Below are 12,459 nucleotides of genomic sequence, written 5' to 3'. Positions count from 1 at the left end.
AATTGCCTAAGCACTTGCCAGCCGTTTGAAACTACAAAGGAATCCTATCCATTGCCTGTTTGAAGCGGAAACTCTCACCTGTGAATGAGAGGATATGAGCGTGGTGTACCAGACGATCAACGAGCGCCGACGTGAGCTTCGTGTCTCCAAACACCGATGTCCATTGGCCAAACTCCAGGTTAGATGTAACGATCACACTCTGTTGCTCATAGCAATCCGCAATCACGTTAAACAATAACTCAGAACCGGTTTGGCTGAACGGCACGTAGCCGACTTCATCGAGAATAAGTAAATCTATCTTTTTCAATTTCTCGCGAAATCGGCTGAGTGTTCCCGCCACAAATTTTTCCTGAAGTACAGAAACAAAATCGGAAGCCCGGTAGAACTGTACCGCCTTGCCCCGGCGGCAAGCCTCCACGCCCAGTGCCGTTGCCATATGGGTTTTCCCTGTGCCGACGGCACCCATTAAGAGTAAATTTTCTTTGCGTTCGAGCCAATCCAATTCCTGGAGCAGCTCCGGACTACTGCCACTAGGGAAAGAGATATGGTCATACACATACCCCTCGAAAGTCTTAATATGCGGGAACCCCGCCTGCTGAACAAGCTTACCTAACTTGGCACGGCGGCGGCCGTCCAGTTCCGCAACAAGGATTTGCTCCACAATGCTACGAATCTGCTCATTCTGTTGAACGGATACGTAGTCCACGACATGCGCCAATCGGAGTTGTCGGCACAAATCTCCCAATGCCGTCGGCATCTCAGCTCACCCCCACAAGTTGATCATAGCGTTGGAGAGAACCTTCTACGCGAGTTCCCGGAGGGGACAACGTCTCCTCCCACGTGACAGGGAGGTCACGACTGCCATATTTTACGCCTAGCACGGCCGTGATGCGCGTAATCGGTGTGTCTTGGCCTAGTAGAGCAATTACCTCTTGAATCTGTTCGATGGTGTAAATATCACACCAGTGCGACATTGCCTGAAGACGATCTTTTCGCTCTGTTAGATCCTTCACGGTTACATACCCTTGCAAGATCTCCGGTAGCATACGGAGAAACTGCGAGTGCGTTACACTACGTGGTTTTTTCAGCCATCCAGCGCATACTTGTGACCACGGAATGTCTACATTTCGTCCCGTATAAGGTCTGGGTACTTCCCGAATTAGCTGGTGTTGGCCGTTTAGAATGACAAGGCGATCCCAAAACGTTTGGATCAGTACCTCACTGCCTGGCGTTGCCATCCCCAGCAACGGAACCGTCAATTCATCCTTCCGAATCTCTCCATACTTATTCACCACTGCAGCACCCAAGCGAAAAGCCTCAAATCCATGCTCCGGCAAGGTAAGCAATTTACGGCGATCATCCTCCCATAGATCTGCGATGCAACGATTTAGGGCATAATGCTGACGACCACGATCACGGCTAGCTTGCTCGGCGAAGTAGGCAACTAACTGTTCATGGCTTTCATAGATGGGAATCGGCACTGCCCAATTGCGCTTGGAGTACCCGCATTTGTTCTCCACGTGCCCCTTCTCATGACCACTGTATGGGTTGCAAAAGACAGCTTCAAACCGGTAGTGAGCGCAGAATCGCTGGAAGCCATCCGTTAATTGCCGTTCGCCCTGCTTCTCGATATGAACGACGGCAGCGGAGAGATTGTCAAACCAGATTCGCTGAGGAACACCTCCCATTTGTTCAAAGCACAGCTTCATCGCCTCCAAAAAGCATTCCTGATTCTCCGCTGGTGTCGGATAGACGAAAGCGGCATTGCTGTACGGAAAAGACATTACCAGCAGTTTGTATGTGACCAATCGATGATCTCGGCATACCTCAATGGTTGTAAAGTCCACTTGTGCCTCACCCGGTGGATGTTCAAGCCGTTCGTACGTTTTGGCACGGTCCAGTTCCATTTCACTTTTTCGTCTCTGCACATAGGCCAATACTGTACGTTGTCCACCTGTAAACTGATGCTCATCGCGCAAACGTTGGAAAATGCGCACACCTGTGTGTCGCTGCTTACGGGGGACCAAACGGTCCTCCTCTAACCAGGTATCGACGATCTCCATAAATGGACCCATGACAGGACTTCTGCCCTTTCGTTTTGTCATCGAGGCATTCCAATCGGTTTTATCGGCATATTTTTTGGCAGTCCGCCAGTGAACACCTACGCGTCCTGCAATCTCGTTTACCGAGCATCCTTCTACTTCGCGTAAAAACCTGATATAGTGTTGTTGAGGCATTTTCAGCATCCTTTCCATTCTCCTTCGCTAAGTTGTCCCAAACCTAACGGTAGGAGGAATTATTGATGCTGACAAGTGCCTTTTTTGTATTTGTTTTGAGCATTTTTACGCTGCAATATTAGGCATTTCTATTGTGCAATAAACAGCCCTTCCCAGGTTCGATGATTAGATCGTCCATTTTTTTATCTCCCGCACAAAAAATTTTTATAACTTTGTTTATGGGGCTTCATTGCAATGAAGTCCATATTTTTTGCGCAATACCCCTTATTGGTATAGTATCCTGATGATCTCCTATGCAATATTTCCCAACTACTTGTTTTTGGCAGAATATTATATGGTAATATATGCTCTTATATTACAGAAATAGGGAGTTGATCATAGTAGATACGGGAAAAAGAAAAGGCGATCCATCTTCGGGCCTGACAGACGATAATCGAAATAAAGAAGACTTGTCGGAAACCATCGAGGAAATGCGGGAAAAATTAGTGAAACTGGTCCAAGAAAAGGGTATTTCCGACAGTGAAGTTGTAGTGTTAAGCCAGCGCCTGGACGAATATCTTGTCCAGTTTCAAATCAGAATGAGTGAGAAATTTAGCAAATGAGTTATATACTTAATATAGTATGTAGAGGAATTGGGCATGCCTGAGTGCGGCCAGGTCTTTTTTCTTTTGGAGACAAATACAAAACCGCTCTGGAATGCGCTCGGGCGATTTTACACTCTCATCCCTTATTATATCCTATGCCATCCCCTTCACACCCGCTTTATCTTTATAGGGTAATCAAAGTCGATACACCATACATCATTATTGTTTTATTTTAGAGTTTTGATAATCCCCAGCTTCTTCAAAAAACCGTTCAGATAGTTGGCTCCCCGAAACGCCAAAAGGCCTGCTGCTGTTGTCGCTATGTAACCACCTGGCCCGGTTAGGTTGAAAGCGAAAGCCAATAAAACGCCTACGAAAATGGATGTGACATAGGTAGCCTTGTCGCGGATCTGATCCGGAAACATGGCCTTGAAAACCTCAGTTCCCCTGTTCCATCTCCTAATTTATACCGGCGGGCGTAAGGGGGAGATTTTAGCGCTGCGCTGGAAAGACATTGACTTTAAAACGAAAACCATTTGCTTAAACAAAACTTTGTTTTATGAAAATGGTCAACATATCCCTCTGACCTCCAAAACGGCCGCTTCTAGGCGTTTTATTAGTGTAGACGACAAAAACATGTGAACGGCACTGTTAAAATCCTCAATAACGGCACTTGAAAATTCCCCACTTTTGGCAGAAAACCTCTCCCTGGAGGAGAGAAATATGCTAAAGAATGGGGAGTTTTACTCGATTAAGGACATGAGAGGAAAAGGAATGAGTATCACACAAATTGCTGATTCATTAGGGAGGGATCGAAAAACAATTCGTAAGTGGTTGGATAAGAATGAACCTTTAAAATACCAACGATCCGTTACGAAAACAAGCATTCTCGATCCGTATAAACCCTATATTGTCAAAATCGGTTGTAAAATCCCCAATATCAGCGGTTTAAAATTCCCCAGAAAAAGCCGACATACTCTCCGGGAGGAGAGTAAATATGGTGAAAAATGGGGAGTTTTTTGTGATCAAAGAAATGCGTCTGAAAGGTATGAGTATTACCCAAATTGCTGAAGAGATGGGACGGGATCGAAAAACGATTCGAAAATGGCTCCTGAAAGATACGCCAGAGAGCTTTCCTACTCGCAAACCACGTCCCAGCAAGTTGGATCCTTTTAAGGATTTCATCCGTACTCGTATGGCGGAGGGCTGTCAAAATGCCCGCATCATCTTCGAAGAAATAAAAGCCCGTGGCTATACCGGAAAGGACACCATCTTACGAGACTTCATGAAGCCGCTGCGTCCCCACTTTCGTTCAAAAGTAACCGTACGATACGAAACGAAACCTGGACAACAAGCGCAAGTAGACTGGGGACATTTTCGAGCAAATGTCAACGGAAAACAAAAGCGTCTTTACGCTTTCGTCATGGTGCTGGGTTATTCACGCATGATGTATGTAGAATTTACCGAGGACGAAAAGCTGGAAACTCTCATCGGATGTCATCTTCGGGCTTGGCAGTACTTTGGGGGTGTCCCTCAAAGTTGTTTGTACGACAACATGAAAACAGTTGTTTCTGGTCGAGATGACAATGGTAGGGTGATCTGGAACGAGCGTTTCGCCCGCTTTGCCAGCCACTATGGGTGCAAGCTGCTGAGCTGCAAGCCCTATCGGGCTCGAACGAAGGGAAAAGTGGAGAATGGGGTGGGTTATCTCAGAAAGAACTTTTGGCCTCGCATCGGCACTTTTACCGGGCTACAAGATCTCAATCAACAAGTACGCTATTGGCTGGACACCGTTGCAAATTGTCGCCTTCACGGAACCACCCATCAAATGCCGAATGAACGATGGAAAGTAGAAGACCTCCAACCTTTGAACCACGTGCCTTTTGCTGTTGTGGACCGGCATTACCGGAAGGTGATGAGTGATGCTTATGTTTCTTTTGAAGCCAATCGTTACTCTGTTCCATGGGAGCACATCGGTCGAGTAGTAGAAATTCAAGATGAGAAAAATGGAGTCTTGCGATTTTATTGCAATGGCCATCTAATCGCTGAACACTCCAAACAGTGGGGGCGTCATCAGACCGTAAGCATAAAAAAACACTTCGAAGGAATTCGCACATCTACGAGCAAACCGGTTCCCCAACCTACACCTCGTTATATGGCGAATTCAACACCCGAAGTGTTGGAACGCTCTCTTACGGCGTATGAAGAACTGGCGGAAGAAGAGGTGACGCTGCAATGATCTTGCAAGAACGCCTGTTGGAAGCGTCCCGTCATTTTGGATGGATACGCATCCCCGAGATCCTCCACGATCACGCCGAAGAAGCATCCAAACACAACATATCGTATTTGGAGTTTTTGGACAAGCTTCTGCAGGAGGAATTAGCGGCTAAATACGAACGATTTTTGCATACAAGAACTCGATTAGCACGGCTTCCGTTCAAAAAAACACTAGACGAATTTGATTTCTCTTTCCAACCTTCCATTGATGAAAGACGAATTCGTGAATTGGCAACCCTTCGGTTTGTACAACAACAGGAGAATCTCATTTTGCTAGGTCCCCCAGGCGTTGGTAAGAATCACTTATCTGTCGCTTTGGCTCTGGAGGCCATTAAACAAGGTTTGACAGTTTACTTTACAACCGCTCATGACTTGGTTCAGACCCTTCAGATTGCCCATCAAAACAACAGTATTAAGCAAAAAATGCGGGCATTTATTAAGCCGAATGTGCTTATTATTGATGAAATCGGCTACCGCAAGATGGATGAAACGGCAGCTCATTTTTTCTTTCAAATTGTATCGAACGTTATGAATCTGGTTCGATCATTCTCACTTCGAACAAGTCCTATGGTTCGTGGGGAGAGATATTTGGCGATGCGGTACTTGCTACCGCTATCCTTGATCGATTATTGCATCATTCCCATACCATCAACATTAAGGGGGAAAGTTTTCGTATCAAAGAAAAGAAAAAAGCTGGTTTCTTTCGGACAGAGTCAATTGAAGATAAAACCGAATAAATGGAGTTTTCCCGTTACCTGCCCCCTTCGGGGGGCAATATTCAAACAAATGAACTGCTTATAATGGGGAAAATTCGAGTGCAGATAATGAGAAATTTTCATTTGCAGTTGACAAACATTAGGCTTACTAAAAAAAATCCGTACAGGGCAATTTGGGCGGTCATTGGTACATATCCATGCAAAAGTAAACGATCTGTTGTTTACCCGCGAAGATGGATCTCCCCTGTGCCTTGCTTACCCAAACGATAAATTAAGTGAGATTTTCAAATCCCATGATCTACACCCTATCACTGCTCACGGTTTACGCCATATGCACGCTTCTCTCTTATTTGAAGCTGGCCAGAATCAAGAAGGTGCAGGAACGTTTAGGACACTCTGATATAAAGATGACGATGAACATTTACACCCATGTGACCAGAACAGTCAAAGAGGAAACCGCAACTCGATTTGAAAAATTCATAGAGAAATGACCACACAAATATGGTCAAAATATGATCACGATGTTCTGGAGAAAAAATTAAAGCCCCTGACCAATGAAGGCCAAGGGCAATAATCCTTGATATAGCAGGCTCTTAGCGCTTGGAGAATTGAGGAGCGCGACGAGCAGCTTTGAGACCGTATTTTTTACGCTCTTTCATACGAGGGTCGCGAGTCAGGAAGCCAGCGCGTTTCAGAGCGCCACGCAGTTCCGGATCTGCCTTCAGGAGAGCGCGGGATACGCCATGACGGATCGCACCAGCTTGACCAGTGGTACCGCCACCTTTTACGTTAACCAATACGTCGTAACGACCCAGTGTTTCAGTCAGTACGAGTGGTTGTTTTACGATCAGTTTCAGTGTTTCCAGACCAAAATAAGTGTCCATATCACGCTTGTTGATCACGATGCGACCTTCACCTGGAACCAGGCGAACGCGTGCGACGGAGTGCTTACGACGACCTGTGCCGTAGTATTGTACTTGTGCCACGTGTCTTTCCTCCCTTTACCTTAACCGCGGATTTGCCATACTTCTGGTTTTTGAGCTGCGTGTGGATGGTCAGTACCAGCGTACACTTTCAGCTTGGAGAACATTTGACGTCCCAGGCTGTTTTTAGGCAGCATGCCCTTAACAGCGATTTCAAACATGCGGGCTGGCTTGTTTTTCAACATTTCACCTGCAGAGGTTACTTTCAGACCACCCGGATAGAGGGAGTGGGAGTAGTATTTCTTGTCTTGCAGCTTGTTGCCGGAAAGCTTGACTTTGTCAGCGTTGATTACGATTACGAAATCACCAGCATCAACGTGCGGAGTGAATTCCGGTTTCAATTTGCCGCGCAGAATGGAAGCAACTTCGCTAGCCAGACGGCCAAGCGTTTGACCTTCTGCGTCAACGATGTACCATTTACGCTCGACTTCGAGCGGTTTCGCCATATATGTGGTACGCATGTTTGTCCCTCCTAAATATCTTACACATCCATTTACAATCATGGAAAATCAGTTTGGAAAAGCTGTCTTGTAACGGAGAGCAACTTCTCCAGGTGTTTCAAAAAAAAACGAACTTGTTTTTCAATCCCGGGGCTAGAGTGGGGCTAGGCGGGTATGAAAATACCAAGGAATATCGTACTACATAGAAGTTCTTGAGTCAAGTGCCCTCATGCATGTTAAACATTGGCACGGCTGTTTTTTTGCGGGATCATCATCCGCAAAAAAGACCATTATTCCTCGTAGGAAACCTCCCACATGGTAAGACCCTTGGCCGGGGCTGTTTTCCCCGCAAGCTCGCGATTCCGCCCGAGCAAAATGGTCCGCAGCTCATCTGGATGGCGCTTTCCTTGGCCTACCTCTACCAAGGTTCCGACGATAATGCGCACCATGTTGTACAGAAAGCCGTTCCCCCTGCAAATCACCCAGATCACCTGTCCTTCAGACTCGACCCTCACATCGTACACCGTTCGCACCTTGTCTTCCACAACGGTCTTGGCTGAGCAGAAGGAAGTAAAGTCGTGCCTGCCGACAAGATGCCGGGCAGCCTGGCGCATCGCTTCCACATCCAGGGGAGAGCGGATATGATCGGCATAGCGGTGGCGAAATACATCCGGGACAGCACCGTTGTCGATGCAGTAACGGTACTCCTTGACCTTGACATCAAAGCGGGCATGGAACTCCGATGATACTTCTTCGACGGATCGTATCACTATGGAATCCGGAAGCTGATTGTTCAGAACAAACCGCCATTTGTCCAGCGGAATGCCGCTTTTTGTATCAAAGTGAAAAACTTGGCCGCGGGCATGGACGCCAGCATCTGTCCGGCCGGAACCGGAAATCTGGATCGTCTCCCCCGTAAGCCGGTGCAGGGCAGCCTCGATTTCCCCCTGGATCGTGACCTGATCCGGCTGTACCTGAAAGCCGCTGAAATCTGTACCGTCATAAGCGACCACACACTTTAACCGCCTCATGTACGCCACCATCCGATCACGAGCAGCAAGACGCATGCAGCGAGGGCGATCGAGCCGTCTCGCCAGCTCATCGTCAACGTCCGCAGTCTCGTTCGTCCAACACCGCCGCGATACCCCCGCGCCTCCATGGCCAAAGCCAGCTCCTCGGCACGCCTGAAAGCGCTGATAAACAAAGGAATCACGATCGGTATCAAATTTTGTGCACGCCGGATCAAATTGCCGCTGGTGAAATTTGCGCCGCGTGCTGTCTGCGCCTTGATGATCTTGTCCGTCTCTTCCATAAGCGTGGGAATAAACCTCAGTGCAATAGACATCATAAGTGCAATTTCGTGAACCGGCACGCCTATTCGTCCAAACGGGCCAAGCAAGCGCTCCAGCCCTTCCGTCAGATCGATCGGCGAGGTCGTCAGCGTCAACAACGAACTGACCAGCACCAACAGGCTGACCCGAAGCGAGATAAAGATCGCTTGGGTGACGCCCTTCTCCTCAATGGAAAACCAGCCCCACTGAAAGTAGACCTCTCCGCCTTTGGTAATCAACACGTGAAGAATGACGGTAAACAAGACCAGGATCCAAACAGGCCGCAAACTTTTCAAAATATAGGCAAGCGACAAGCGTGAGAGCATTACAGTCATGACCGTAAAGGCAATCAAGATCGCGTAGGTGATCACGTTGTTGGCCAGAAAGACCAGGATGGCAAACAGAATGATAAACAGCATCTTGCTCCGCGGATCAGCCCGATGGAGAAATGAGGTTCCCGGAACGTATTGCCCGATCGCAATATTTTGCAGCATCTGTCACCGCTCCCCTCGGTCCGAAATCCGTGCCAGCAGATGACTGATCAGTTCTTCTTCCCGGTAAACCGAAGATGGAAGGCGCTGTTCTTCCGGCAGCTTCCTGTTCAACTGTGAAATCAGGGAGACCGTTTCCGGCACATCCAAAGCGAGCTCGCGAAGAGTATCCGCCTGCGCAAATACCTCATCAGGCTTTCCCTCCAGCATTACCTTGCCTCCTGCCATGACGATCAGCCGATCGGCATAACGAGCGGCTTCCTCCATACTGTGCGTCACCAGCAAGGTCGTCAGCGACTGCTCGCGGTGAATGCGATAAATGGCCTCCAAAATCGCTTTTCTCCCCGCCGGGTCGAGTCCTGCTGTCGGCTCGTCCAATATCAACACTTTGGGCTGCATCGCCAGGACACCGGCTATAGCTACACGCCGCATTTGACCGCCGCTCAAGAGAAACGGGGAACGATCCTTCATCTCCTGGTAATCCAGTCCGACAATCTCCAAAGCTTCACGTACCCGCAGCTCGGCCATCTCTGGAGGCATGTCAAAGTTCAGCGGCCCGAAAGCCACGTCTTTGGCGACAGTCTCCTCAAACAACTGATGCTCGGGGTACTGAAAAACAAGTCCTATGTTGCGTCTGCTTTCGTGCGGCAGCTTTCGAGTCGGTGTCACCGTAACGTCGCCCAGCCTGATTGTTCCTTTCGTCGGCTGAAGCAAACCGTTGACATGCTGAATCAACGTGGATTTTCCCGAGCCAGTCTGTCCGATGATCCCCACAAAAGAGCCGGATGGAATGTTTATGGAAACATCCTGCAGCGCGAGGCGTTCAAATGGTGTGCCCACCCCGTACACATGACTTACCTCTTCAAAAGTAATTTGCATAAGTGCTCCACCAGCTCCTCTTGGTGCAGGATGAACGGCAGGGATACACCTTCCGCGGCCAATGCATGACGAACACGAACGGCAAACGGGACATCGAGCCCCAACGCCTGCAACCGGTCCGGATCAGCAAATACCTCGGCTGCAGTACCATCCCATTCCACCTGACCGGCCCGCATGACGATAACCCGATCGGAGAAGACTGCTTCCTCCGGAAAATGAGTGATGTTTACAACCGTTATTCCCTCTTCCCGATTGAGACGGCGGGCCAGATTCAACACCTCTCGTCTCCCCATTGGGTCAAGCATCGCTGTCGCTTCATCCAGAATAAGAACAGAGGGCCGCATCGCCATGATGCCGGCTATCGCGACACGCTGCTTTTGCCCCCCGGACAAGCGATGCGGCTGGTCATACAGATGCGCTTCCATGCCGACCGCTTGCAGCGACTCCCGAATGCGTGTACGCATCTCGGCAGGGTCTGTTCCCATGTTTTCCAAACCGAACGCCACATCGTCCTCAACCGTTGCTCCAACGATTTGGTTGTCCGGATTTTGAAAAACCATGCCGACATGCCGGCGAACCTCCCAAATCAGCTCGCCGTCACGCGTATCAATACCGGTAACGAGAACAGTTCCCTCTTTCGGCAGCAATAGTGCGTTCATCAGCTTGGCCAGCGTCGACTTCCCTGAACCGTTATGCCCGAGAACGGATACAAAGGCCCCTTTGTGAATATCAAGGTTGATGCGATTCAGCACCGTTTCTTTTTGGCCTCCTTCGCCTTCGTAGGCAAATGAGACTTCTTGCAATGCCAGTAGGCGTTCCTCCGTCATCAGGTGTCCACATCCTCCCAGCTAAAACAGGGGATTTACAAACAAATAAAGAAAAAGGGCACGAATCAGAGTCCAGTCCCAAGACCAGAGTCTGCCCCCACCCTTTTTCAGGTTGTCTAAAAAGATAGCCTTTTTACACAACCCGGATTTGATCAGATATATTACACCAATTCGATGTAAGCCATCGGAGCAGCATCCCCACGACGAGGACCTGTCTTCAGGACACGAGTGTATCCACCATTGCGCTCTTTGTAACGAGGAGCGATGTCATCAAACAGCTTTTGAACCGCATCGCGGCCTTCTTCTGTAGCTACTTCTTTACGAACGAAAGCAGCTACCTGACGGCGTGCATGCAGGTCACCGCGTTTTGCCAGCGTGATCATTTGATCAGCGATGGAACGCAGTTCTTTCGCTTTCATCTCAGTCGTCTCGATGCGCTCGTTGATGATCAGGTCAGTTACCAGATCACGGAACAGCGCTTTGCGAGCAGAGCTGCGACGACCCAATTTACGGTATGCCATGTTCTTACCTCCTTCTTACTCGCGAGCACTACGTCGATTTGCTGCTTAGGTCGAGCGAGATCTGCAGTGCCCTCGGGTGCTTCTTACTCGCGAGCACTACGTCGATTCTGCTGCTTAGGTCGAGCGAGATCTGCAGTGCCCACTGGGTGCCTCTTGCCAGACATGCTGCAGGTGCCCTAGTCGTCGCTGCGAAGAGAGAGGCCGAGTTCTGCCAGCTTCTCTTGCACCTCTTCCAAGGATTTGCGACCGAGGTTGCGCACTTTCATCATGTCCTCTTCGGTCTTCTGCGTCAGCTCTTGCACGGTGTTGATACCGGCACGCTTCAAGCAGTTGTAGGAACGGACAGAGAGATCGAGCTCTTCGATTGTCATCTCGAGCACTTTCTCCTTCTTGTCCTCTTCCTTCTCTACCATGATCTCTGCATCCTTCGCCTCGTCAGTCAAGCCAACGAACAGGTTGAGGTGCTCGGTCATGATTTTTGCGCCTAGACTAACGGCTTCTTCCGGACTAATGCTGCCGTTCGTCCACACTTCAAGAGTCAACTTGTCATAGTTGGTCATTTGACCAACGCGAGTATTCTCCACTTGATAGTTGACACGCTTGATGGGCGTATAGATCGAATCAATCGGAATCACGCCAATCGGCAGATCTTCCGACTTGTTTCCATCTGCTTGTACGTATCCACGTCCACGTCCAGCTGTCATACGAATGTGCAGACGACCGCCGTTTGCCAACGTTGCAATATGAAGATCAGGGTTCAAGATCTCCACATCACTGTCTGCGCGGATATCTCCCGCCTTGACTACGCCTTCGCCCTCAGCGTCAATCTCGATGACTTTTTCTTCATCGGAATGGATCTTAAGTGCCAGGCCCTTGATGTTGAGAATAATCTCTGTTACATCTTCCACGACGCCTTCAATCGTAGAGAACTCGTGAAGGACCCCGTCAATCTGAACGGTGCGTACCGCCGCGCCTGGCAAGGACGAGAGGAGAATCCGTCTCAGTGAGTTGCCAAGAGTGGTGCCGTATCCGCGCTCAAGAGGTTCTACAACGAACTTCCCGTACGAGTTGTCGTCGCTTACTTCCACAACCTCGATTTTCGGTTTTTCTATTTCTATCATTAAACAAACCCTCCTTCAAAACGTCGAAATTCTTGGGTGGGCAAGCGTTCCG

Annotated in this window: 14 protein-coding genes and 2 pseudogenes; 5 read left to right on the top strand and 11 right to left on the bottom strand. The window is 49.0% G+C overall.

What is annotated here, in order from left to right; translation table 11 throughout:
- Positions 1-31 precede the first annotated feature (31 nt).
- Complete coding sequence (gene istB / locus NST96_RS01780; protein WP_171506466.1) at positions 32-757, bottom strand: IS21-like element helper ATPase IstB; 726 nt, start codon at positions 755-757, stop codon at positions 32-34.
- Between the two features lies 1 nt (position 758).
- Positions 759-2,246 (bottom strand): IS21 family transposase, encoded by a 1,488-nt coding sequence (gene istA, locus NST96_RS01775; protein ID WP_227278712.1) that lies wholly within the window; start codon positions 2,244-2,246, stop codon positions 759-761.
- A 362-nt stretch (positions 2,247-2,608) separates the two neighbouring features.
- Between istA (NST96_RS01775) and NST96_RS01770 the strand changes: the two genes are divergently transcribed.
- Complete coding sequence (locus NST96_RS01770; protein ID WP_231504312.1) at positions 2,609-2,839, top strand: aspartyl-phosphate phosphatase Spo0E family protein; 231 nt, start codon at positions 2,609-2,611, stop codon at positions 2,837-2,839.
- A gap of 209 nt (positions 2,840-3,048) precedes the next feature.
- Here NST96_RS01770 and NST96_RS01765 read toward each other — a convergent pair whose 3' ends face one another.
- Complete coding sequence (locus NST96_RS01765) at positions 3,049-3,246, bottom strand: hypothetical protein (RefSeq protein ID WP_024984050.1); 198 nt, start codon at positions 3,244-3,246, stop codon at positions 3,049-3,051.
- 572 nt (positions 3,247-3,818) lie between these two features.
- Between NST96_RS01765 and istA (NST96_RS01760) the strand changes: the two genes are divergently transcribed.
- The 4 genes and pseudogenes from istA (NST96_RS01760) to NST96_RS01745 form a co-directional block, all read left to right on the top strand.
- Complete coding sequence (gene istA, locus NST96_RS01760) at positions 3,819-5,060, top strand: IS21 family transposase (protein WP_311067719.1); 1,242 nt, start codon at positions 3,819-3,821, stop codon at positions 5,058-5,060.
- Positions 5,057-5,572, top strand: a pseudogene (locus NST96_RS01755) (ATP-binding protein); the annotation flags it as partial. The gene istA (NST96_RS01760) and the pseudogene NST96_RS01755, both read left to right, overlap by 4 nt.
- Positions 5,573-5,616: 44 nt before the next feature.
- Entirely contained in the window at positions 5,617-5,835 is a 219-nt protein-coding gene (locus NST96_RS01750) for an ATP-binding protein (protein WP_311315138.1), read from the top strand.
- 220 nt (positions 5,836-6,055) lie between these two features.
- A pseudogene (locus tag NST96_RS01745) lies at positions 6,056-6,305 on the top strand (tyrosine-type recombinase/integrase); the annotation flags it as partial.
- Between the two features lie 102 nt (positions 6,306-6,407).
- Here the strand turns inward: NST96_RS01745 and rpsI are convergent.
- The 8 genes from rpsI to NST96_RS01705 all read right to left on the bottom strand — a co-directional run bounded on the left by rpsI (position 6,408) and on the right by NST96_RS01705 (position 12,407).
- Positions 6,408-6,800: a 30S ribosomal protein S9 gene (rpsI, locus tag NST96_RS01740; RefSeq protein WP_003391912.1), complete on the bottom strand. Its 393-nt coding sequence runs from the start codon at positions 6,798-6,800 to the stop codon at positions 6,408-6,410.
- Between the two features lie 20 nt (positions 6,801-6,820).
- Positions 6,821-7,258 (bottom strand): 50S ribosomal protein L13, encoded by a 438-nt coding sequence (gene rplM, locus NST96_RS01735; protein ID WP_003391915.1) that lies wholly within the window; start codon positions 7,256-7,258, stop codon positions 6,821-6,823.
- A 269-nt stretch (positions 7,259-7,527) separates the two neighbouring features.
- A complete protein-coding gene (gene truA, locus NST96_RS01730) occupies positions 7,528-8,268 on the bottom strand; it encodes a tRNA pseudouridine(38-40) synthase TruA (protein WP_031932700.1) in 741 nt (246 codons plus the stop codon).
- Positions 8,265-9,062: an energy-coupling factor transporter transmembrane component T gene (locus NST96_RS01725; RefSeq protein WP_003391919.1), complete on the bottom strand. Its 798-nt coding sequence runs from the start codon at positions 9,060-9,062 to the stop codon at positions 8,265-8,267. The genes truA and NST96_RS01725 overlap by 4 nt, the downstream gene beginning before the upstream one ends.
- 3 nt (positions 9,063-9,065) lie before the next feature.
- Complete coding sequence (locus tag NST96_RS01720; RefSeq protein WP_024984054.1) at positions 9,066-9,938, bottom strand: energy-coupling factor transporter ATPase; 873 nt, start codon at positions 9,936-9,938, stop codon at positions 9,066-9,068.
- Positions 9,914-10,765, bottom strand: a complete 852-nt coding sequence (locus NST96_RS01715; RefSeq protein ID WP_003391923.1) for an energy-coupling factor transporter ATPase — start codon at positions 10,763-10,765, stop codon at positions 9,914-9,916. The genes NST96_RS01720 and NST96_RS01715 overlap by 25 nt, the downstream gene beginning before the upstream one ends.
- Positions 10,766-10,926: 161 nt before the next feature.
- Positions 10,927-11,286 carry a 50S ribosomal protein L17 gene (gene rplQ, locus NST96_RS01710; protein WP_003391928.1) on the bottom strand — a complete coding sequence of 120 codons (360 nt, stop codon included), beginning with the start codon at positions 11,284-11,286 and terminating at the stop codon, positions 10,927-10,929.
- A gap of 176 nt (positions 11,287-11,462) precedes the next feature.
- Positions 11,463-12,407: a DNA-directed RNA polymerase subunit alpha gene (locus tag NST96_RS01705; RefSeq protein ID WP_003391931.1), complete on the bottom strand. Its 945-nt coding sequence runs from the start codon at positions 12,405-12,407 to the stop codon at positions 11,463-11,465.
- Positions 12,408-12,459 lie beyond the last annotated feature (52 nt).

This window comes from Brevibacillus sp. FSL K6-2834 (assembly GCF_038592925.1).
Lineage (GTDB): Bacteria > Bacillota > Bacilli > Brevibacillales > Brevibacillaceae > Brevibacillus > Brevibacillus borstelensis.
Note: the sequence above shows the minus strand (reverse complement) of the source record. Positions and strands in the feature narration are given on the sequence as shown.

Excerpts from the sequence above, each read along its gene's own strand:
- istB (WP_171506466.1), bottom strand. The coding sequence starts at position 757 with ATGCCGACGGCATTGGGAGATTTGTGCCGACAACTCCGATTGGCGCAT.
- istA (WP_227278712.1), bottom strand. The coding sequence starts at position 2,246 with ATGCTGAAAATGCCTCAACAACACTATATCAGGTTTTTACGCGAAGTA.
- NST96_RS01765 (WP_024984050.1), bottom strand. The coding sequence starts at position 3,246 with ATGTTTCCGGATCAGATCCGCGACAAGGCTACCTATGTCACATCCATT.
- istA (WP_311067719.1), top strand. The coding sequence starts at position 3,819 with ATGGTGAAAAATGGGGAGTTTTTTGTGATCAAAGAAATGCGTCTGAAA.
- rplM (WP_003391915.1), bottom strand. The coding sequence starts at position 7,258 with ATGCGTACCACATATATGGCGAAACCGCTCGAAGTCGAGCGTAAATGG.
- truA (WP_031932700.1), bottom strand. The coding sequence starts at position 8,268 with ATGAGGCGGTTAAAGTGTGTGGTCGCTTATGACGGTACAGATTTCAGC.
- NST96_RS01725 (WP_003391919.1), bottom strand. The coding sequence starts at position 9,062 with ATGCTGCAAAATATTGCGATCGGGCAATACGTTCCGGGAACCTCATTT.
- NST96_RS01720 (WP_024984054.1), bottom strand. The coding sequence starts at position 9,938 with ATGCAAATTACTTTTGAAGAGGTAAGTCATGTGTACGGGGTGGGCACA.
- NST96_RS01715 (WP_003391923.1), bottom strand. The coding sequence starts at position 10,765 with ATGACGGAGGAACGCCTACTGGCATTGCAAGAAGTCTCATTTGCCTAC.
- rplQ (WP_003391928.1), bottom strand. The coding sequence starts at position 11,286 with ATGGCATACCGTAAATTGGGTCGTCGCAGCTCTGCTCGCAAAGCGCTG.
- NST96_RS01705 (WP_003391931.1), bottom strand. The coding sequence starts at position 12,407 with ATGATAGAAATAGAAAAACCGAAAATCGAGGTTGTGGAAGTAAGCGAC.